General features: G+C 58.8%; 15 protein-coding genes. 4 read left to right on the top strand and 11 right to left on the bottom strand.

From position 1 onward, the window contains the following. Positions 1 to 8 precede the first annotated feature (8 nt). A complete protein-coding gene (gene clpB / locus LK434_RS10110) occupies positions 9 to 2,585 on the bottom strand; it encodes an ATP-dependent chaperone ClpB (protein WP_006720732.1) in 2,577 nt (858 codons plus the stop codon). Between the two features lie 336 nt (positions 2,586 to 2,921). Here clpB and LK434_RS10105 point away from each other — a divergent pair, with 336 nt between their 5' ends. Together LK434_RS10105 and LK434_RS10100 are read left to right on the top strand one after the other, a co-directional pair. Further along, entirely contained in the window at positions 2,922 to 3,473 is a 552-nt protein-coding gene (locus LK434_RS10105; protein ID WP_006720731.1) for a TetR/AcrR family transcriptional regulator, read from the top strand. Positions 3,474 to 3,722: 249 nt separating this feature from the next. Next, the gene (locus LK434_RS10100; protein ID WP_006720730.1) at positions 3,723 to 5,594 is read left to right on the top strand and encodes an oleate hydratase; all 1,872 of its coding nucleotides are present in this window, start codon (positions 3,723 to 3,725) and stop codon (positions 5,592 to 5,594) included. 109 nt (positions 5,595 to 5,703) lie between these two features. Here the strand turns inward: LK434_RS10100 and LK434_RS10095 are convergent, their stop codons facing one another. The 7 genes from LK434_RS10095 to LK434_RS10065 all read right to left on the bottom strand — a co-directional run bounded on the left by LK434_RS10095 (position 5,704) and on the right by LK434_RS10065 (position 14,807). Beyond that, entirely contained in the window at positions 5,704 to 6,120 is a 417-nt protein-coding gene (locus LK434_RS10095) for an aconitase family protein (protein WP_040360904.1), read from the bottom strand. 122 nt (positions 6,121 to 6,242) lie between these two features. Then, complete coding sequence (locus LK434_RS10090) at positions 6,243 to 6,527, bottom strand: cysteine-rich small domain-containing protein (RefSeq protein ID WP_006720728.1); 285 nt, start codon at positions 6,525 to 6,527, stop codon at positions 6,243 to 6,245. A gap of 78 nt (positions 6,528 to 6,605) precedes the next feature. Next, positions 6,606 to 7,019, bottom strand: coding sequence for a heat shock protein transcriptional repressor HspR (locus LK434_RS10085; protein WP_006720727.1), 414 nt, complete (start codon positions 7,017 to 7,019; stop codon positions 6,606 to 6,608). An 80-nt stretch (positions 7,020 to 7,099) separates the two neighbouring features. Beyond that, a complete protein-coding gene (locus tag LK434_RS10080; RefSeq protein ID WP_006720726.1) occupies positions 7,100 to 8,038 on the bottom strand; it encodes a DnaJ C-terminal domain-containing protein in 939 nt (312 codons plus the stop codon). A gap of 118 nt (positions 8,039 to 8,156) precedes the next feature. Then, positions 8,157 to 8,924, bottom strand: a complete 768-nt coding sequence (locus LK434_RS10075) for a nucleotide exchange factor GrpE (RefSeq protein WP_006720725.1) — start codon at positions 8,922 to 8,924, stop codon at positions 8,157 to 8,159. 99 nt (positions 8,925 to 9,023) lie between these two features. Continuing rightward, positions 9,024 to 10,913 carry a molecular chaperone DnaK gene (gene dnaK, locus LK434_RS10070; protein ID WP_006720724.1) on the bottom strand — a complete coding sequence of 630 codons (1,890 nt, stop codon included), beginning with the start codon at positions 10,911 to 10,913 and terminating at the stop codon, positions 9,024 to 9,026. 288 nt (positions 10,914 to 11,201) lie between these two features. Continuing rightward, positions 11,202 to 14,807 (bottom strand): glycosyl hydrolase family 95 catalytic domain-containing protein, encoded by a 3,606-nt coding sequence (locus LK434_RS10065; protein ID WP_187371204.1) that lies wholly within the window; start codon positions 14,805 to 14,807, stop codon positions 11,202 to 11,204. A gap of 328 nt (positions 14,808 to 15,135) precedes the next feature. Between LK434_RS10065 and LK434_RS10060 the strand changes: the two genes are divergently transcribed. Continuing rightward, positions 15,136 to 15,321: a DUF362 domain-containing protein gene (locus LK434_RS10060; RefSeq protein ID WP_006720722.1), complete on the top strand. Its 186-nt coding sequence runs from the start codon at positions 15,136 to 15,138 to the stop codon at positions 15,319 to 15,321. Positions 15,322 to 15,403: 82 nt separating this feature from the next. On the opposite strand, the gene LK434_RS10055 is transcribed toward LK434_RS10060, so the two are convergent. From LK434_RS10055 to LK434_RS10045, 3 genes are all read right to left on the bottom strand, one after another. Further along, positions 15,404 to 16,408 carry a DMT family transporter gene (locus LK434_RS10055; RefSeq protein WP_040360900.1) on the bottom strand — a complete coding sequence of 335 codons (1,005 nt, stop codon included), beginning with the start codon at positions 16,406 to 16,408 and terminating at the stop codon, positions 15,404 to 15,406. A gap of 149 nt (positions 16,409 to 16,557) precedes the next feature. Further along, positions 16,558 to 17,946: a PTS transporter subunit EIIC gene (locus tag LK434_RS10050; RefSeq protein ID WP_006720720.1), complete on the bottom strand. Its 1,389-nt coding sequence runs from the start codon at positions 17,944 to 17,946 to the stop codon at positions 16,558 to 16,560. Between the two features lie 10 nt (positions 17,947 to 17,956). Then, the gene (locus LK434_RS10045) at positions 17,957 to 19,390 is read right to left on the bottom strand and encodes a glycoside hydrolase family 1 protein (protein WP_006720719.1); all 1,434 of its coding nucleotides are present in this window, start codon (positions 19,388 to 19,390) and stop codon (positions 17,957 to 17,959) included. A 145-nt stretch (positions 19,391 to 19,535) separates the two neighbouring features. On the opposite strand from LK434_RS10045, the gene LK434_RS10040 reads away from it, so the two are divergent. Further along, positions 19,536 to 20,375, top strand: a complete 840-nt coding sequence (locus LK434_RS10040; protein ID WP_006720718.1) for a MurR/RpiR family transcriptional regulator — start codon at positions 19,536 to 19,538, stop codon at positions 20,373 to 20,375. Positions 20,376 to 20,458 lie beyond the last annotated feature (83 nt).

Raw genomic sequence — 20,458 nt, 5'->3', positions numbered from 1 at the left:
TGTGTACGTTACGCCACGACGAACTCGTCGCCGTCCATGTCGACCGTCACCGTATCGCCCTCGTGCACGCGGCCGTCGATGATGGCGCGCGCGATTGCGTCGACCACCTCGCGCTGGATAAGGCGCTTGAGCGGACGGGCGCCGAACACGGGATCCAAGCCGCCCACGGCGAGCATCTGTTTGGCCGCCGGCGTGATCTCGAGCGTCATGCGCTCCTTTGCCAGGCGCGCACGGACGTCGGCGAGCTGGATATCCACAATCTTCTCGATCTGCTCCATACCGAGCGGGTGGAACACCACGATGTCGTCGATGCGGTTCAAGAACTCGGGCCTGAACGTATGGCTCATGGCCTCGTCCACTTGGCGGCGCATCTCCGCCTCGTCACGTCCCGCGTACTCGGCGATGGCGCTCGAACCCACATTGCTCGTCATGATGATGATCGTGTTCTTGAAGCTCACCTGACGACCCTGACCGTCGGTGAGACGACCGTCGTCGAGCACCTGGAGCAGCACGTTGAACACGTCGGGGTGTGCCTTCTCCATCTCGTCGAGCAGGATGACGGAGTAGGGGCGCCGACGCACCGCCTCGGTGAGTTGGCCTCCCTCGTCGTAGCCAACGTATCCGGGAGGAGCGCCGATGAGGCGCTGGACGCTGAACTTCTCCATGTACTCGGACATGTCGATGCGCACGAGCGCGCGCTCATCGTCGAACAGGCACTCGGCGAGCGCCTTGGCGAGCTCGGTCTTACCCACGCCGGTGGGTCCGAGGAAGAAGAAGCTGCCGATGGGGCGATCGGGGTCGGAAAGCCCCGCACGGCTACGACGAACGGCTGCGGCGACGGCGCGCACAGCCTCGTCCTGGCCGATGACGCGCTCATGCAGCTGGTCTTCGAGCCCCTGCAGCTTCTCGAGCTCACCTTGCATCATCTTGGCCACCGGCACGCCCGTCCACGAGCTCACGACCTCGGCGATCTCGTCGGAAGTGACTTCCTCCTTGAGGGCGCTCTCGTCTTCTTTTTGCGCGGCGAGCTGCTCTTCGCCTTCGCGAACCTGTGCCTCCAAGCCCGGGATTACGCTAAAGCGCAGCTCAGACGCGCGGGCGAGGTCGCCATCGCGCGTCGCGCGAGCCTCCTCACCGCGGGCCTCGTCCAGTTGGCTTTTGAGCTCCTGGACGCGGTCGATGGCGTTCTTCTGGTTGAGCCAGCCGGCCTTAGCCACATTGAGTCGCTCCTGCGTCTCGGCGATGTCCTGGCGTAGCGCTTCCAAGCGCTCGGCGGAGGCGGCGTCCGTCTCCTTCATGAGGGCTTGCTCCTCGATCTGCATCTGAGTGAGCTGGCGCGTGATGGCGTCGATCTCAACCGGCATGGAATCGAGCTCCATGCGCAAGCGGCTCGCCGCCTCATCCACCAAGTCGATGGCCTTGTCGGGCAGGAAGCGGTCGGCGATGTAGCGGCTCGAGAGGTCCGCCGCGGCCACAAGGGCGCCGTCGGTGATGCGCACGCCATGGAAGATTTCGTACTTCTCCTTGAGGCCGCGCAAGATCGACACCGTGTCCTCCACGCTCGGCTCGCCCACGAACACCTGCTGGAAGCGACGGGCAAGCGCCGCGTCCTTCTCGATGTACTTGCGGTACTCGTCGAGCGTGGTGGCGCCGATCGCGTGCAGGTCGCCACGGGCGAGCGCCGGCTTCAGGATGTTGCCGGCATCCATGGAGCCCTCGGTAGCACCCGCGCCCACGATGGTATGGAGCTCATCGATGAACAGGATGACCTTGCCCTCAGACTTTTGCACTTCCTTGAGCACCGCCTTCAAGCGGTCCTCGAACTCGCCACGGTATTTGGCACCGGCGACCAGCGCGCTCATGTCGAGCTCGATGAGGTCGCGGTCGCGCAGGGTGCTCGGCACGTCGCCGGCCACGATACGCTGAGCGATACCCTCGACGATGGCCGTCTTGCCCACGCCAGGCTCGCCGATGAGCACGGGGTTGTTCTTAGTGCGACGGGACAGGACCTGAATGGTACGACGGATCTCGTCGGTACGGCCGATGACAGGGTCGAGCTTGCCGGCACGCGCCAAGTCGCAGATGTTGCGGCCGTACTGCTCCAGCGCCTCAAACTGGGTCTTGTCCTCGGCAGACGTTACGCGGTCATCGCCGCGCAACTCCTCGTAGACCTGCTCGATACGCTCCTTGGTGACGCCGGCGTCGCGCAGAACGCGGCCGGCCTCGCCCTTGTCCTCGGCAAGCGCCATCAGCAGGTGCTCGGTCACCACAAAGCTGTCGCCCATCTTGGTGGCCTTCTTCTCGGCCTTCTCGATGACGCGGACGAGCTCGTTGGACAGGCCCATCTGCTGGCCCTCGCCCGAAACCTTGGGCGCATGGTCGATGGCATCCTGTGTGGAGCGTGCGAGCTGTGCCGGATCGGCACCGATGCGCTCGATGATCACGGAGATATTGCGCTCGCCGGCACCGAGCAGGGCGGACAGCAGGTGAATCGGCTCTACCGCGCCGGCCTGCGCGTCGGCAGCCGTGCTCATGGCGGTCTGCAACGCCTCGCGCGACGTCATTGCTAGCTTATCGATTCTCATGGAATCACCTCTCTTGGGGCGGCCGCCCTACGGGGCGGCTTCACGTTGTTCGAGAAGTATTGTTGCCAGCTTTGTACGATCTTATACACAAATCTAAGTCTCCATATATAAGATTTTCTGAGTGATTGAGAGATAGAGAGCAGGCACGCTCACCCGCTACGGCCTCGTCCCCTTACTATCTCAAGCTGTAACATCTAGCGGCTGTTTCTGGCTCTAGATGTTACAGATTGAGACGAATCGAGCCGCCACAAAGGTGTCTGCTCCCTTCGTGGAGGGTGATTGCATGCGGGGTACCATGGGAATATTTCATGATTCAACTTCGATGGCGGGAGAGCAATGGCTGGACAACTGACAAAGCGCGCGTTGGAAGATTCTCTTAAGCGACTACTGCTTCAAAAGCCACTGACTAAGATCACCATCGCGGACCTCACTGAGGACTGCGGGGTCAGCCGCATGACGTTCTACTATCACTTTCAGGACATCTACGACCTGGTTGAATGGGCATGTGAGGACGACGCCGGCCGCGCGCTCGCCAACAACAAGACGGCCGATACCTGGCAGGTGGGCCTGGAAAACATCATGCTCGCGGTGCGCGACAACAAGCCCTTTATCATGAACGTCTATCACTGTGTGAGCGCCGAGCGCATCCAGCGTTTTCTGCAGCCCGTGACATTCGACCTGATCGAAGGCGTGGTCGAAGAGCACGCCGCAGGCAAGAGCGTCTCACAAAGCAACAAGGACTTTCTGTCCCGCTTTTTCGCACATGCATTTATCGGTGTAATGCTCGACTGGATTGCCGCAGGCATGGCCGAGGACCCGAGCGCAGTAGCCGAGCACGTTTCCAAAATATGCGAAGGCCAGATTGACGCAGCGCTGGCGAGATTTTGACTATTACACGTTGGAGCGCAAAGCGGCCAAGTGCGTCACGCCGGGCCGGGTTTCGGTTTGGGAAGTTAGCAAAACCCACTTCCCAAACCGAAACCCGGCCCGGCGTGACCTTGGGAGACCAAAGCCAAGCAGATTTGTACAATCCGCCCCCGTTGATTAAAAATCGTACAAGGTGACGATCTTGTATCGGTTAGGCCGCGTTGATCAGGGCAAAAGCTTGTTAACGAACTTCGTTGGCAAGGAGGAGCCATGTACTATTCAAGCGGAAACTACGAAGCCTTTGCTCGTCCCAAGAAGCCTGCGGGCATCGACCACAAGAGCGCCTACATCATCGGCACCGGCCTGGGCGCGCTTACCGCAGCCTGCTATCTGGTGCGCGATGCGCAAATGCCCGGAAGCCACATCCATATCCTTGAAAAGGACCCCGTTGCGGGCGGCGCCTGCGATGGTGCCGACATCCCCGGCGTGGGCTATGTCATGCGCGGCGGCCGCGAGATGGACAACCACTTTGAGGTCATGTGGGATCTTTTCCGCTCCATTCCCTCGATTGAAGATCCGGACATCTCCGTGCTCGACGAGTACTACTGGCTCAATAAGGAGGATCCCAACTACTCGCTGTGCCGCTCGACTAAGAACCGTGGCCAAGACGGCGGCACCGATGGCAAGTTCGGCCTGTCGGATAAGGCGGCGACCGAGATCATGGACCTGTTCTTTACGCCCGACAAGGAGCTGGCGAACCGTCCCATCACCGATTTCTTTGACGACGAGGTGCTCAACTCGAATTTCTGGATGTACTGGCGCACCATGTTCGCCTTTGAGAACTGGCACTCGGCGCTCGAGATGAAGCTCTATATCCGCCGCTACATCCACCACATCGCGGGTCTGCCCGACTTTAGCGCCCTGCGCTTCACCCGCTACAACCAGTACGAGTCGATGATTCTGCCCATGCAGCGCTATCTCGAGGCGCACGGCGTGCAGTTCCACTTTGACACCAAGGTCGAAAACGTGGTGTTTGAGGTGGGTGGCGGCGAGGGTCCGCACCGTGCCGTCACTGGCACCGGCCAAGACACGATTCAGCGCATCCAGCAGGCCGCCTTTGCGCGCAACCCCTACAGTACGAGCACCAAGAAGGTCGCGCGTCGCATCACCGTGACGCATGCAGGTGAGATTTCGAACATCGACCTCACTGAGGATGACCTGGTCTTTATCACCAACGGCGGCTGTGTGGAAAACTCGACGATCGGCGCGCAGGATAAGCCCGCCGCATGGGATCCGACGATTCGCCCCGGTGGCGGTTGGGACATGTGGCGTCGTATCGCAGCGCAAGATCCGAGCTTTGGTCATCCCGATAAGTTCTGCGGTGACCCCGAGAAGAGCAACTGGATGAGCGCCACGGTCACCACGCTCGACGGCGAGATTGTGCCCTATATCCAAAAGATCTGCCATCGCGATCCCTTTACCGGGCACGTCGTGACCGGTGGCATTGTGACCTGCGAGGACTCGGGCTGGCTTATGAGCTGGACGATCAACCGCCAACAGCAGTTCCGCGATCAGCCCAAAGACCAGCTTTGCGTGTGGGTGTATGGCCTGTTTACCGACAAGCCCGGCGACTACGTTAAGAAGGCCATGCGCGACTGCACCGGCGAGGAGATTTGCCAGGAATGGCTGTATCACCTGGGCGTTCCCGAGGATAAGATTGTTGAGCTGGCGGCAAATCACGCCAACACCGTGCCCGTCATGATGCCCTACATCACCGCCTTCTTTATGCCGCGTGAAGCAGGCGACCGCCCCGACGTGGTGCCCGATGGCGCCGTGAACTTCGCGTTCCTGGGCCAGTTTGCCGAGACGCCGCGCGACACGATCTTTACGACTGAGTACTCCATGCGCACCGGCATGGAAGCCGTCTACACGCTCTGCGATGTCGACCGCGGCGTACCCGAGGTCTGGGGTTCGGTCTTTGACGTGCGTGACCTCCTTATGAGCAGCGTTAAACTACGCGACGGTGAGCCCATCACCAGCATGAAGCTGCCTATGGTTGAGCGGATTGCTCTCAAAGAAGTGCTCAAGAAGGTCGAGGGAACCGACATCGCCAAACTCCTCAAGGAGTACGGCGCAATCTAGCACACAAGAACCACCACAAAGGGGGCAGGCACCTTTGTGGTGGTCTTCGACAAAAGAAGCCGCCCCGATAACAGGGGCGGCTTCAAGCAAGTCTATTTATTAGCGTCCCTCAAGACCCAACGAGAACATCGCGGCAGCCCCGGACACACCTTTCCCCCGGGCGACCATCGCGAAGCGCGTGAGCACGAGGGAATGAGCTTGTCGGTCGTGGTGACCGGGTCCATGATCTTGGAGCACACCTTGAGCCACAGCCGGTGTTGGCGCCCTTGAGCTCGCGATAGTCGTCGCCGCGGCCACGCATGGTCAAAAACGCGTGCGTGTCCTCGTCGGTGGCCCAAATGGAAGAGAGGCAGGTGGTCTCGGTGGTCATGACGTCGACGCCGCTACGGTAGTCGGTCGTCATACTCGCAATGCCGGGGCCCACAAACTCCATGACCTTGTTCTTAACGTAGCCCTTGGCAAAGACGGCGTGGATGATGGCGAGCGCCACGTCGTGCGGGCCGACGCCGGGGCGCGGAAAGGCCAAAGACGTGGTCGTCCTCGTTGATGGTGCCGCCCACGGCGCCCGCAGGATGAGCAGCATGATCCCGCAAGGCCGGAGCCGCCATGAGCCGAAGCCCCCATCGGAGGCTCTTCTTAATCAAACTCTTATCTCGAGGCGAGGCGGCCGATGATGTAGTCGTAATTCTCGCGCCGGTGCGGCACGGTGCAGGCGCTGCAGTCCTTGATGCGCGCGCCATCGGCACCGTTTACATAGGTAAAGTTCCCGCCGCAGTCCTCGCCCAAGCGATACAGCGGGCAAAAGCAGAACAGGCAGTTCAAATCCTCGGCCGGCATGTCGTGACACGGGTAGAACTCACAGGCGCTGTGATTGAAGAACCGATAATTCTCACCCGAGGGCGCATCGCTCATGTCACCGTTCTCCCCAACCATCGCAGCTCTCTTTCTCGCCCGCACTCCTTTCGCCCCGCGCCGGGAACCTCAATTGAGGGACAGTCCCTGAATTGAGGTTTACAGGTCGCCGCCGGAGAGCAAGCCGCGCAGAACCTTCTCGGGGTCGGCAGAGCCGTCGCGCGGGGCGAGCGCGGTGATCTTCTTTTGCATCTTGAGCTCGTGCAGCTCGTCCTCGAGCTGGCGCACGCGCGCACGGAGCTGTTCCGCCTCGTGCTCGCGCTCTTCGGCACGCTCCTTCATATCGAGGATGCGTACCACGCCGGCAAGGTTGATGCCCTCGTCGGTGAGCTGGTTGATGAGCTCGAGGCGTTCGATGTCCGCCTGCGAGTACAGGCGCGTGTTGCCGCCGGAGCGCTTGGGGTTGACCAGGCCTTTGGACTCGTACACGCGCAGGGTCTGGGGATGCATGCCCGTGAGCTCCGCGGCCACGGAAATCATGTATAGCGGTTTGTTGCGGCTCTCCTCGGTCATGCTTCCCCCATCACCTCATGCGTCTTGCATTCGCATCTCATTGTAAATGCCCATCTTCGCGCGCGCTCTCAAAACGCGCATTAGAGCTTGGGCCGGTAATCGCGCGCATCGGCGTCGCGCAGCTTCTCGAGGGCCGCACGCTCCTGATCGGTCAGGCTCGTCGGGACCTTAACGGTCACGGTGGCGAGCAGCGCGCCCATGTGGCCACCGCGCTTCACGTCGGGCATGCCCATCCCCTTGAATCTGAAGCTCTTCCCCGTTTGGGTACCCGCAGGCACCTTGAGACGCAACTTCTTGCCCGAAGGGGCGGGGATGTCGACGGTACAGCCGAGCGCCGCCTCGAATATCGAAATCGGTACGTCGACCGCCACGTCCGCGGTCTTGCCGCGACGCTTGAACACCGGATGCTCCGCAACGCGGAACTCGATGAGCATACTGCCGCGCGGCCCGCCGTTCATCCCATACTCGCCATGGTTCTTGTAGCGCACTTTCATGCCATCGTAGCAACCGGCAGGTATGGTGACCTCGATGGTATCGCTCTCCCCCGTCGAGGGGATGCGATGCGTCACGCTGCGGCGCGCGCCGTGCAGCGCCTCGTCGAACGTCACGTCGATGGTGGCCTTGAGGTCGCTGCCCTTCCGCGCGCGGCGTGCTCCCCCGCCGAACATGTCGCCAAAATCGAAGCCCGACGCGTCGCCGCCATACGCGCCGCTCACGCCCTCGCCCCTGAACATGCTGCCGAAGATGTCGGCCATGGACGGACCGCCCGCACCGCCGGAATAGGTATAGCCGCCTTGACCTGGAATGCCGCCGAACTGCAGCATCATGTCGTACTCTTTGCGCTTCTCGGGGTTCGAGAGCGTCTCGTACGCCTCGGAGATCTCCTTGAACTTGGCCTCGTCGCCTCCGCGGTCGGGGTGGTACTTCTGAGCGAGCTTGCGGAAGGCCGACTTGATGTCCTTGTCGGAGGCGTTCTTCGATACGCCAAGGACATCGTAAAAACTCTTAGATGAAGGCATGTGAACCCTCCCTTCCTAAAAAGGGCCCCGGGCTATCATCCCAGGGCCCCGCCTGATCAATCGAAAACGCATGCCGCACGGCGCACCTTGAAGGCCGGCGGAACAAGCAAGTCATACGCTACTCGGCCGATTCCTCTGCCTGATCTTCCGCGGCGTCTGTCTCAGGCTCCGGCGCGGGACGCTTGTCGCCGCCATAGGTCACGGTGACCATGGCGGGACGCAGAACCTTGCCGCCCATGCGATAGCCCTTCTGATACACGTCGTTCACGGTCTCATCGTACTGAGACGCATCCTCAACGCGACCCACCGCTTGGTGGATATTGCAATCAAACGCCTCGCCCTTGGGGTCGATTGGCTCGACGCCCTCGCGATCGAACACACCGAGCAGCTTTGAACGCACAGCATCGACGCCGTCGACGAACTGCTTGAAGTCCTCGGCCATCTCCTGGCTACGCGCGTGATCGAGCGCGCGCTCCATATCGTCAACGACCGGCAACAAAGCCTCGACCAGCTTCTCGGTTGCACGTGCGCGCTCATCCAAGCGCTCCTGTGCGGTGCGGCGGCGGTAGTTCTCCCAGTCGGCCTGCAGACGCGCGTGACGATTCACGGCATCGGCCGCCTTGGCCTCGGCGGCAGTCTTGGCGTCCTCGGCGGCAGCGAGCTGCTCGCGCGCCTCGGCGAGCTCCGCCTCGACCTTCTCGAACTTGAGCTTGAAATCGTTGTCCGCGGCCTCTTCGCCGGCGCGAATAGCAGCCTCGACCATCTCTTCCTCGGTCATCTCAGCAGGTTCCTCGGCCATGGCGGCCTCCTCCTTCTCAACAACCTCATCGGCGGGCTCAGGTGCCTGCGCGGACACCTCGGCGGCGTCCTCCACGGGTATCTTCACGTCCGTCTCCTCACTACCAAGGCGGCCGGCTCGCCAGCTGGCAGACCGGCCGCCTTAAACAATCACATCATGCACGGGTACGGCCCGTTCGTGAAAGGCCTACTCCTCGTCGTCAACGACCTCGTAGTCGGCGTCGACCACGTCGTCGGAGCCAGAGGCAGCGCCCTCGGCGCCGGTGCCTGCGGCCTGAGCGTCGGCGTAGACAATCTGCGCGAGCTCGTACGCCACGGACTGCAGGCTCTCACCAGCCGCCTTGATGGCCTCGATGTCAGAGCCCTCGAGCGCCTTCTTGGCGTCGGCGATGGCGGACTCGGCCTTGGACTTGAGGTCGCCGGAGACCTTGTCGCCCAGCTCGGCGAGGGTCTGCTCGGTGGAGTAGCACAGGGAGTCGGTCTGGTTGCGGGCCTCGACCTCCTCCTTTTGCTTCTTGTCCTCCTCGGCGTGGGACTCGGCGTCCTTGACCATGCGGTCGACTTCCTCGTCGGAAAGCGCGGTGGAGCCGGAGATGGTGATGGACTGCTCCTTGCCCGTGCCCTTGTCCTTGGCGGAAACCTTCACGATGCCGTTTGCGTCGATGTCGAAGGTGACCTCGATCTGCGGGACACCGCGGCGGGCGGCCGGGATGCCGGTGAGCTGGAACTTGCCCAGGGACTTGTTATCGCGAGCCAGCTCGCGCTCGCCCTGGAGCACGTTGATCTCAACGGAGGTCTGGTTGTCGGCAGCGGTGGAGTACACCTCGGTCTTGGAGGTCGGGATGGTGGTGTTGCGGTCGATCATCTTGGTCATGATGCCGCCCATGGTCTCCACGCCGAGGGACAGCGGGGTCACGTCGAGCAACAGGATACCCTCGACGTCGCCGGTGAGCACACCGCCCTGGACAGCCGCGCCGTTGGCGACGACCTCATCGGGGTTCACGGACATGTTCGGCTGCTTGCCGGTCATGTTCTTGACGAGTTCCTGCACAGCGGGCATACGGGTGGAGCCGCCGACAAGGATGACCTCGTCGACCTCGGAGAGGGACACGTTGGCGTCGTTCAGCGCCTTGGTGACCGGCGCCTTGCAGCGCTCGAGCAGGTCACGGGTGATCTTCTCGAACTCAGCGCGGGTGAGCGTGTAGTTGAGGTGCAGCGGGCCGGACTGGTTCATGGTGATGAACGGCAGGTTGATGACGGCCTGCTGGGCAGCTGAGAGCTCCTTCTTGGCGTTCTCGGCAGCCTCCTTCAGACGCTGCAAGGCCATGGGATCCTTGCGCAGGTCGACGCCGTTCTCAGACTGGAACTTGTCGGCCATCCAGTCGATGACGCGCTGATCCCAGTCGTCACCGCCCAGGTGGTTGTCGCCGTTGGTGGCGAGGACCTCGAACACGCCGTCGGCCAGATCGAGCAGGGAGACGTCGAAGGTGCCGCCGCCGAGGTCGAAGACGAGGACCTTCTGCTCCTTGTCCTGCTTGTCCAGACCATAGGCGAGCGCGGAGGCCGTGGGCTCGTTGACGATGCGCTTGACGTTGAGGCCGGCGATGCGGCCGGCGTCCTTGGTTGCCTGGCGCTGGGCGTCGTTAAAGTAGGCGGGAACGGTGATGACGGCGTCGGTGATGGTCTCGCCCAGATACTTCTCGGCGTCGGCCTTCATCTTGGAGAGGATCATGGCGCTGATCTGCTCAGGCGTGAACTCCTCGCCGTCGATCACGACGACGCAACGGCCGTTGCTGCCCTCCTTGACCTCGTAGGGCACAGTCTTGAGCTCGTCCTGGACCTCGGAGAACTTGCGGCCCATGAAGCGCTTGATGGAAAAGACGGTGTTCTTGGGGTTGGTCACGGCCTGGTTCTTAGCGGCCTTGCCCACGATGCGGTCGCCCTCGGCGCGGAAGCCCACGACGGACGGCGTGGTGCGGTCGCCCTCAGCGTTGACGATCGTGGTGGGGGCGCCGCCCTCGAGCACGGCCATCGCGGAGTTGGTGGTACCCAGGTCGATACCGAGAATCTTGCCCATGGTGAATCCCTTTCTGTTGGTGCGTGGCGCACGCGGGCGGTTGCCCGGGGCGCGATGCGTGTTTGTTCAAGGCATAGTGTATCCCCTTATGTGCTCGCTTATACAAAATCTAAGTCAATTCATATAAGATTTCCTAACTTCAAGAACAACAGGGCGATCGACGGGCAATGTGCAGTTATCCACAGCCGTCCATGTTCACTTCTCACAGATCCTCACTCATATGAAGCTATATATCGCAAAAAAGGGAGGCAGTTCAGAAACGGCCTCCCTTTTGCATTGCATCATGCGTTACTTAGTTTTTGCGTTTCGACGCATCCTCAAACCATGCCAGCGCATCCTCATCCCAACGGTGCCGAGAACCAAGCCTGCAAAACCAACTCCTGCGACCGCAAGGAGCGAGACATCGCCTGTCTGCGCAAGCCCAGCATGGTGATTGGGCCTCTCCTGCGACTCGGATCCGGCGCCTGCACCGGGCTTTTGCTGCGGGTCGGGCTCGGGGTCGACTGGAGGCTGCGGGCCGGGCTCAGGCTCAGGCTCGGGCTCGGGCTCGACCGGGGGCTGCGGCTCCGGCTCCGGCTCGGGCTCGGGGTCGACCGGGGGTTGCGGGCCGGAAGCATCAGCGCACTCGTAGAGCTTGAACTCCCAAATTGAAGGATTGATCCCCTTTTCAATATTGAGGCGCCACTTATTTGAAGTTGCGGGCTCATCGAAAGCAAAGGATCCTTCATCGTCATGCTGCATGCTCGCATGCCCCAAGACAGGAATCCACGCATCCATAGCCTCGTCCCAATACTCTATCGAGAAGGATCCGATATCGTTCTTGTCCTTGAGATAGTACTGCTTAACCCCCGTCGCATGGATTGTCCTAGGCTCATCAAACTCCAACTCCAACATCTCGGCAGTCGTTCCATCCTTTGTGGCCCACCGCGTCGAGTTGTCTCGGTCGACCGCCTTTCTCCCTCCCCAGGCCTGGTCATCGTTATAGCGGTTCGATTCTCGAACCTCGCTCGCAAGGGGGGCCACGTTCACGTCATCGGACACCACGATATACGTGAACGACTTGACCGGCCCCAGCTTCTGACCATCTTTAAAAGCAGCAACCTTGAGCGTCACGCGATCGCCTGTAAGCGGAATGGGGCGCTCATACAAAGAAGAAGAGATATCGGGATCTGATCCATCGAGGGTGTAGCGGATCTCAACCCCCTTTGCACCGCGAAGCGAAACACAAGTCCCCTCGGGCACAATACCTGCCGCCGGATGAGCGGCCACCTCGAGCTTTTCCGGCGCCGAGGGGAAGGTTAGCGTATACGTGGCTCCAAGGCGCGTCTCGAACGAAATGCGGTCGTCCGACAACTTCTTGGGTTGCACCTCCCTGCCGTTCTCGTCCACCACCTTACATGCCGCGATCCCCGGATATTCTGCGATGAACTCCCCTCCGCTGCGAGATTCCACATTGACGCCATCGAGTGTTCCGGCGCTCCAATCCATATCGATAACGAAGTTACCGCGCGCCACGATACCCTCAACAGAGCCATATCCCCATGCCTCGGGAAGCGCGGGCAGGAGCTGCGCGTACCCGAGTTGGCTCTGCAGCAGGCATTCCGCTATACCGGCGGTAAGGCCGAAGTTGCCATCGATCTGGAACGGAGGATGGGAATCGAGGAGATTATCAAGGATGCCGTTCTTGTTGCCCGCGATCATCGCGCGAATCAACTCATAGGTTGTCTCAGCTTTACCGGTTCGCGCCCACATGTTGATCTTATGCGCCTTCGACCAACCGGTTCCACCGAGGCCGCGAATCTCGAGCGTCTTGATGGCCGCATCCATCCACGCCTTATTGTCCTTGTTCACCAACGTTCCGGGATACAGGCCGATGAGCTGCGAGGTATGGCGATGCAGGGCTCCTTGGTTCGCACCGCCGCCGGCACCGAAATTGGGAATTGCAACCTCGGGCAGGCTTCCCGCTTGGGCCTTGCCGGTAGAGGTCTCTTCAAACCACTCTTTGACTTGGCCCTCCTCGCCGATGATGATGGGGTTGAGTTTATCGCGGGTTTTCTTCCACTCCGCACGCAGGTCTTCATCCACGCCCAGGCGCTCGGACGCATCAATCGCCATGGTGTAGAGCTCCCACACCAACGACTGATCGTACGTCGAACCATTGACGGTGGGACCCTGCTCCGCCGAGAACGATGGGCCCACGACCAAGCGCTTCTGATAATCGCTCCACCACAGGAATCCGTCCCAGAATGTCGTCATCTCCTTGAGCATCGGATAAATTCGCGTGCGCAGCAGGTTTTCATCACGAGTGAAGAGGTACTCGTCGTACACGTTCTGGAGCGCCCATGATGAACCGGTCACGTTCCAGCCGTACTCCTGGGACCCAAACGGCGCGGTGCAGCCAAACGGATTGTTCTGTGTGTTCACCAGAAAGCCCTTGCCCTGACCAACCGGCGTCGTGGCGTGATTCTCCGTCTTCATCGCCGCGGAACGCTCCGCGGTAACGCGCCCGGGCACCACGAGAGACTCCATATAGTCGGTGAATACCGAACCGCATTCGGACAGGTTTGTCATATAAGCCGGCCAATAGTTCATCTGCACGTTCACATTGAAGTGGAAGTCTCCGCCCCAGAACCTGCCGGCATCGCCCATCATCCAGATTCCGCACAGGTTGCTGGGAAGCTCGTCCCCCTCGCGTGATGAGGCGATGGTGAGGTAGCGGCCGAACTGGAACAGCATCTCCTCGATAAACGGGTCGTTATTCCCTGCACGATAGTCTTTCATCATCTGGTCGGTCGGCTTCTGGGCGGGCACGCCGCCAAGGTCGATCTCAACCCTTTCAAATAGCGAGCGATGATCGTCGATGTGCTGTTTTTTCAATTCGTCGTATGAGATTCCCGCCGCAACGTCCAGCTTTTCCTTCAGAGCGGCATCGACTTGCTCCAATGTCTGCCCGCTCCTATACGAGGGATACGCATTCTCGTAGTCCGTCTCGGTGGCGTAAAGCACCGTTACCGCATCCGCATCACGGACAGAGAAGCCACCGCTTTCGCTTGCCTTTATGCTGCCGCCTTCGGGCAGCACGCGAGCTCGCATCTCACACAGCATGCCGTTATCGGCAACGTTGCCGGCAAGCACCAAATCTCCCGCATCCGCAGATGCCCGCACGTTCAAACCCTTAGCGGACCCGACTCCCAAGTCAAACGAGATTTCACCGTCCTTGGAAGCGTCGAGCCGCACCGCCACAACACCCGCCGGATGGCTTGCCAGGTACTCACGCGTATAATGAACCCCATTGAAGTCATAAGACACCGTCGAGACCGCGGTCCTCATATCAAGATCGCGCTCGTAGTTTTGGATGTTCGAGTTCGTGGCGCCCATAGGGGAGAAATCGAACTCGAGATCGCCGAAATCCTGATATGCTCCCATTCCATTGCCGTCGCCCCACACCTCGGTAGGGATCTGGGTTCCCATGGGAAAAACGTCCTTGGAGTGATCGTCCATCTTTGCACGGAGGGCATCGAGCTGATGCTTGGTGACCGCTTGGTCTTTATTGCCGCCGTCATAATTGGGGCGGCTCTTGCTCGGACCTCCGGTCCAAAGCGTCTTTTCATTGAAGTGGACCTTGTCTTGGGCCACCTGACCAAAAAGAATCGCCCCGGTCTTGCCATTTCCGATCACTAGGGCATCGTTCTCCCAGTCATCAAACGAACCGGGCTCGGTGTACCACATACGGAGCTCGTTTTGATCTTTCAATGCCGCGCCCTCAACGCTTGGCGCGGCTACGGCACCGGCGCGAGATCCCGACTCCAAGGCGACCGCCTCCGAATAGGGAGCCAAAGTGGCCGACATCAGCGTCACAGCCGCCATGACAAGCGTGCACATCTTCCTTCTCACGTGCATCTCCAAATAGGTTCCGCCGACTCGGCGACACACCGATATCGGATATCGTCAAAACGGTCCGAGAGTAGCATCTCCAACCACTCAACCCGTTCTAACGTGCTTCGCAAAGGGTTAAAAGGCCGATATCAAACGGCAAACGGCTTTCCAGCAACCACCACATCAAAGAGAAGCGGGGCATTCGTGGACAGACGAGCCAACCCGGCGAGCGGTATAAGGAAGAACATCTCAAGGGGTTGCAATCAATGGGCGACACGGTATATTTTTGCCGAAAGCCCAGTGCTCATCATCCTATTCGCATCGGGCACAACAGAGAGGAACTACCATGGCTCATCCGATTATTGAAGCTGACGAGTGCATCGCTTGCGGCGTTTGCGTTGACGCTTGCCCGGCCGGCGTTCTGGAGCTGAACGACGTCGCCACCGTCACCGACGAGGATTCCTGCGTGGCCTGCGGCGCCTGCCAGGACGCCTGCCCCGCCGGTGCCATCACCGAGATCGCCGAGGACTAGTTCTTCGCATTAATCCTCGTGTCGATACATGGCATGGAAAAGGTCCAACTCCACTTGGAGTTGGACCTTTTGCTTTATTGCGCTAACCCTGCGCCGTCTTTTGTCTTGTTGCGCTAACCTCGCACAACCTTTGCATTGGTCGCGCTCTTTTCATAAGTTTCCTACGCTGCTCCGCCATGTCAAAGCTCATTATGTCTATTGACACCAACGCAAGGCAGACGCCAATCAGCTTTCCCATGCCGAACGGCTCCTTAAATAAAACAACTCCCAATACGACAGCCGTCACCGTTTCGAACGATGCAATTACGGGAACCTCGGACGCTTCGAGCCCCTTTGAGAGCCCCGTCATGTAAAACAGGTATGCTAGAACCGTCGGAAGTAATCCGAATGCGGCCGCAACCCAATAGAACTCCGACGGCACGCCTCTGGCGACTGCCGTAAACGGGTTCGCAAAACAAAACAATAAGACCGCACCCGCCGTAAATCCATAAAACACAACAGTGAGCGGATGGGCATATCGTGTTGCCGCCTTGCTGAACATGGTAAGCAGGCAACCCATCAAACCGGAACAAATACCCATTCCAACTCCGATAGGGGAAATCGACCCAATTTCGAACACTCCACCTGTAACGGCAAACGCACAGCCCATGACGTTGAATACCAAAGAAATGATCTTCTGAGAGGTGATTCCCTCTCCATATAGCAGGCGCCCGAGCACAACCCCAAACATGGGAGACGTGCACATAAGCACCGAAGAAGTCGACATACCAATATGCTCTATAGCCGCGTAATATGTAGCGCTGGCCAAAGCGAGACCAAAGAAACCGACGAGCGCGCTCCAAAACAGCCCTCGACGCGAGATCCGAAAAAATCGCAGAGAATTCCTCCCAGCCCCTTCCTCGAACCTCTTGCCCATACCCATCGCAAACAAAACGGGCACGAGAAACACACTGGCGATGAGCATCCTAAGCGCCGCAATCTCCATCGCCGTCAAACCCATTTGACCCAATGCACGCGAAAAGACACCCACACTTCCCCATAACAGGGCACCCAGCAAGACGAGAAAGTACCCATATCGAACGCGCATTCACAACCCCTTTCTACAAATGAGAAAGCCCAACAAAAGCCCGACAAAAATAGCCATCCAATAGTCCAGCTATAGAAAAGCTCCGTCCTCGATATGAATATCAAAGACGGAGCAAGTCCCTCGCGCGAACTCAAGTGAACTCGAGCAAACTATTTCTCAAACTTAGCGATAATCACACGCGTTGCGATGAAGCTCACCGTAATGCTCACCGCAGCAACCACGCAGGCAAGGAAGAAGTTGCCCATGCCTCCATCGGGAGCGATGAAAATGAGGGCGGACAGCAAGCCAGGGCAGGCACCGGCGACATACTCAACGAGCCCAAAGATGCCGGCGATGAGGCCGCCCGACAGGGCGCCGATAGCCGTACCCAGCAGCAGACGGGGACGCTCGACGAGGGCACCGTAGAATCCAGGCTCGGTAACGCCGCACAGCGCAGTAATGCCAAAAGAGGTCACCATACCCTTACGGGCAGCGTCTCCTTTGATGGTGCTCGCAAGCGCCAAACAAGTCGCACCGATGCACAAATTCGAAATGAAGCCAAAGATGATGGGCGCATACCCAAGCTGCGCCAGACTGTTCACTTCAATGGCAATAAAGGCTTTATCGAGACCCAACATGACAAGATACGGATTGATTGCTGCGAAGATCGGGGTGGCGATCACTGCGACATGCTGCATAAGCCACGTAACGGCATCGCTCAACGCGTAACCCATCATGGAACCGACGGGGCCGAGAGCCAAAAGGGTCACGGGAACGACAATGAACATGGTCAACAGCGGCTTGATGAACAACTTCACGACATCTGGAATGATCTTCTGCAGAACGCGATCCACCGCCGACATGAACACAACGCCGAGGACGATGGGCACAACAGTTCCGCCGTAGCCAATGGCCGGAATGGGCATCCCGAGGAAATCGAGGCCCTCTACCCCGCTTATCGACGGGCTCACTATGATTGCGCCAAGGAGAGCTCCCATAATTGGCTGCATCTTGAGAATCGAAGCGAGCTGGTATCCGATCCAAACCGGCAGGAACGTGAAGGCTGCATCGAAAATCGCCAGCAGCACCTGCGCAGTACCGCTATCGGTGCTAAACCCGCAATAATTCACCAAGAGATTCTTGATAGCGAGAATAAGACCGCCCACGATGAGCGCTGGGACGATGGGCATGAAAATCTGAGCGGTAATGTTGCCGAGCCTCTCGACCAAACCGACCGCACCGTTGTTTTTCATCGAAGCCGCCATGTCGGCAATCGTACCCTCATCGTCAGCAACGACACCCGCGCCAAAATCGATTCCCGCGACCTCGAGAAAATCGTTATAGGCCTCAGTCACGTTCGGGCCGATAATGACCTGCAGCTGGCCGCCGTTCACCACGGCACCAAGCGCATATTGCGCCTTCTTGACTGCATCGAGGTCTACTGCATCCAGCTTTTTTACGTCGATCCTCAAACGGGTGGCGCAATGTGTGACAGACGTGATGTTCTCCACACCACCAACTGCGGCAAGAATAGATTGCGACATCTTCTCGTATTTCATCTCATGCCTCCTATTCACTTTGATTTAGATAGCCGTTAATCAGGTCGCGATACCAGTACCAGCTCTTTTTGGGAACACGCGCCAGATTGTTGTCAAAGTCAATCCGAACCAATCCATAGCGCTTTTGATAACCGTTGATCCAGCTGTACAAATCCATCGTCGACCATACGTAATACCCGTGAACATTTGCACCTTCCGCGCGGGCGCGCATCATGTGCTCGACAAACTGGCCCAATACCTCAATGCGCTCTTCGTCGTGAACCACGCCCTCAGCATCGGGGTCCTCATACGCGCCGTGCCCGTTCTCCGTGATAAAGATCAGCGGATTATCGTAGCGGTCCACAATATCCATAATCGTGCTGTACATGACACGCGGAAGGATCTCGCGCCCCCACTTGTTGCGGGGAACATCCGGATCGCACGTGGTCTGATACAGCGGAGCAATCACCTTTCCCTCTAGCTTTTTACTCGAACCACCCTTGTTGTTGGCAGAAACTTGCGTCTCTCCACCGCGCCAATCCGTTGCATACTCGCGGCAGTAAACGTTCAAGCCAATGTAGTCGCCAACGCCTTGGGCAAAGATTTCCTCGTCACCCGGAACGCGATACAGCAAGACGTCGAGCTTTTGAAGCATCTCGTCCATTTCCTCGGGGAGCCTGCCCTGCAGGCACGGAACGAGAATCATACGGTTTGCCATAAAGTCGGCGCCCCGAAACACTTCTTCGGGATGCTCGGCCGTCGGGTCGACCTCGACCACACCGCCATCGTGCACAACGCCGATGATGCCGTCGCCGCCCATCTCTCGATACGCGCGAACTGCCAAAGAGCTGGCAAGCATCAGGTGGTACTGATATTGCATAAAGGACTGCATATCAAGAGACCTGTTGGGCGGGTAATTGCCCAGCATATTTACGCAGTAGCTATAAAAGTGAGGCTCATTGATTGTCGCCCACACCTTCACACGGTCACCAAAGCGCTCAAAGCAGATCTTGGCATAGTCACAAAACCACTTGGCGACGTCTGCATTCAGCCAGCCGCCCTTACAAGCCAGGGCATAGGGAAGGTCGTAGTGGAACAGCGTAACGTTTGGAACGACGCCATGCTCAACGCAACAATCAATCACACGGTTGTAAAACGCAACGCCTTCCTCGTTAACCTCGCCGACGCCGTTGGGCAGAATACGACTCCAGGCAATCGAAAACCGATAGGTATTTTGACCGCCATCCGCCAGTAGTCGAATATCTTCCTCATATCGATGGTAGAAATCGCACGAGACGTCACCGTCGACGTTATTGATGTTCTTGGCACTCGTGTGGTTGAAATAATCCCACTCTCCAAGGCCCTTACCATCCTCGTCCCAAGCTCCCTCGCACTGATACGCCGCCGTAGCGGAGCCCCACAAGAAATCCGGTAGCTGCAGATTTGCATAGCCCTGTGCATCCATGCGTCCATCCCCCTTCCGTCTACGCGGGTGGTTTCCCACTTCCCTTTGAACGTGGCGCCATCTGATTTGAAGTATAGAAAGGGAATTCGCCTGCTATGATTCATTAAATGAACCATCGTTCGGAGACCGTTCGCGAGGGATCATTTTGAGCAACCACAGCTTTGGCCTGCTAAACATCATCAGTTCAATAATCAACGAAGAGCGCGACGGCAACGACGTCGCAATTGCTCGATACCTTATTTCCAACCTGCGTAATTCCGAGGCTATCAATGTAAGCACCATAACTGAGAAGGCCCATGTGACGAGATCGGCTGTTCGCCGCTTCTGCAACCGCCTGGGATATCAGAGCCTGAGCGAATTGAAAAACTCTTTCTCGCAGCTGGTCTTTCCCTCGGACTTCAGGCACCGTGATCCTAATCTCAGCTTCAGCGAATACCGCGCCGAACTCGACGTCCGTATGATGGAGATGTATGCGGAAGTGGAAAGCAGGATTTCCGACACCCTACTCGACGAACTCGCAAACGAAATCGTGCAGCACCGTAACGTCGAACTGCTCTGCACCAACAATGTGAGCGGCAATCTTACGCGCTTCCAGCAGGAAATGTTCTTTGCAGGCAAAGTCATACGCCTCAACACGCAAGAGAACGGAAAGCCACCCATGCACGTTGAAACGTACCATGACTCTTTGGTTATCGTGGTATCGGTTTCCGGTATGTTTGCCCGAGAGCTTGACGAACGCATGTGGACGAGAACTGCGAAGAAGGTGCTCATCACCGCGTTCTCCAGCAAAGATACCGCTTCTCATTTTGACAAGGCATACTACCTGAGTGATCGTGGAAACGGTATCGACGAACTAGGCGTTTATTCAAAGTACGCCATCACGTACCTGTTCGATCTTCTCTCTTCGCGCTATATCACACGATATAAAACGCCAGGAAATCCCCTCTTCGGACCAGCAGTTTCTTGGCCTGAAATCATCGAGTGAATTTAATCCCCTCATTCTGACCGACGCTCCCGAAATCTGACAAGAAATAGGGAGGTCCGAACGCGGCTCAAGCTGCGCGCCCT

It is taken from the genome of Collinsella stercoris DSM 13279, assembly GCF_020735465.1.
Taxonomy (GTDB): domain Bacteria; phylum Actinomycetota; class Coriobacteriia; order Coriobacteriales; family Coriobacteriaceae; genus Collinsella; species Collinsella stercoris.
Note: the sequence above shows the minus strand (reverse complement) of the source record. Positions and strands in the feature narration are given on the sequence as shown.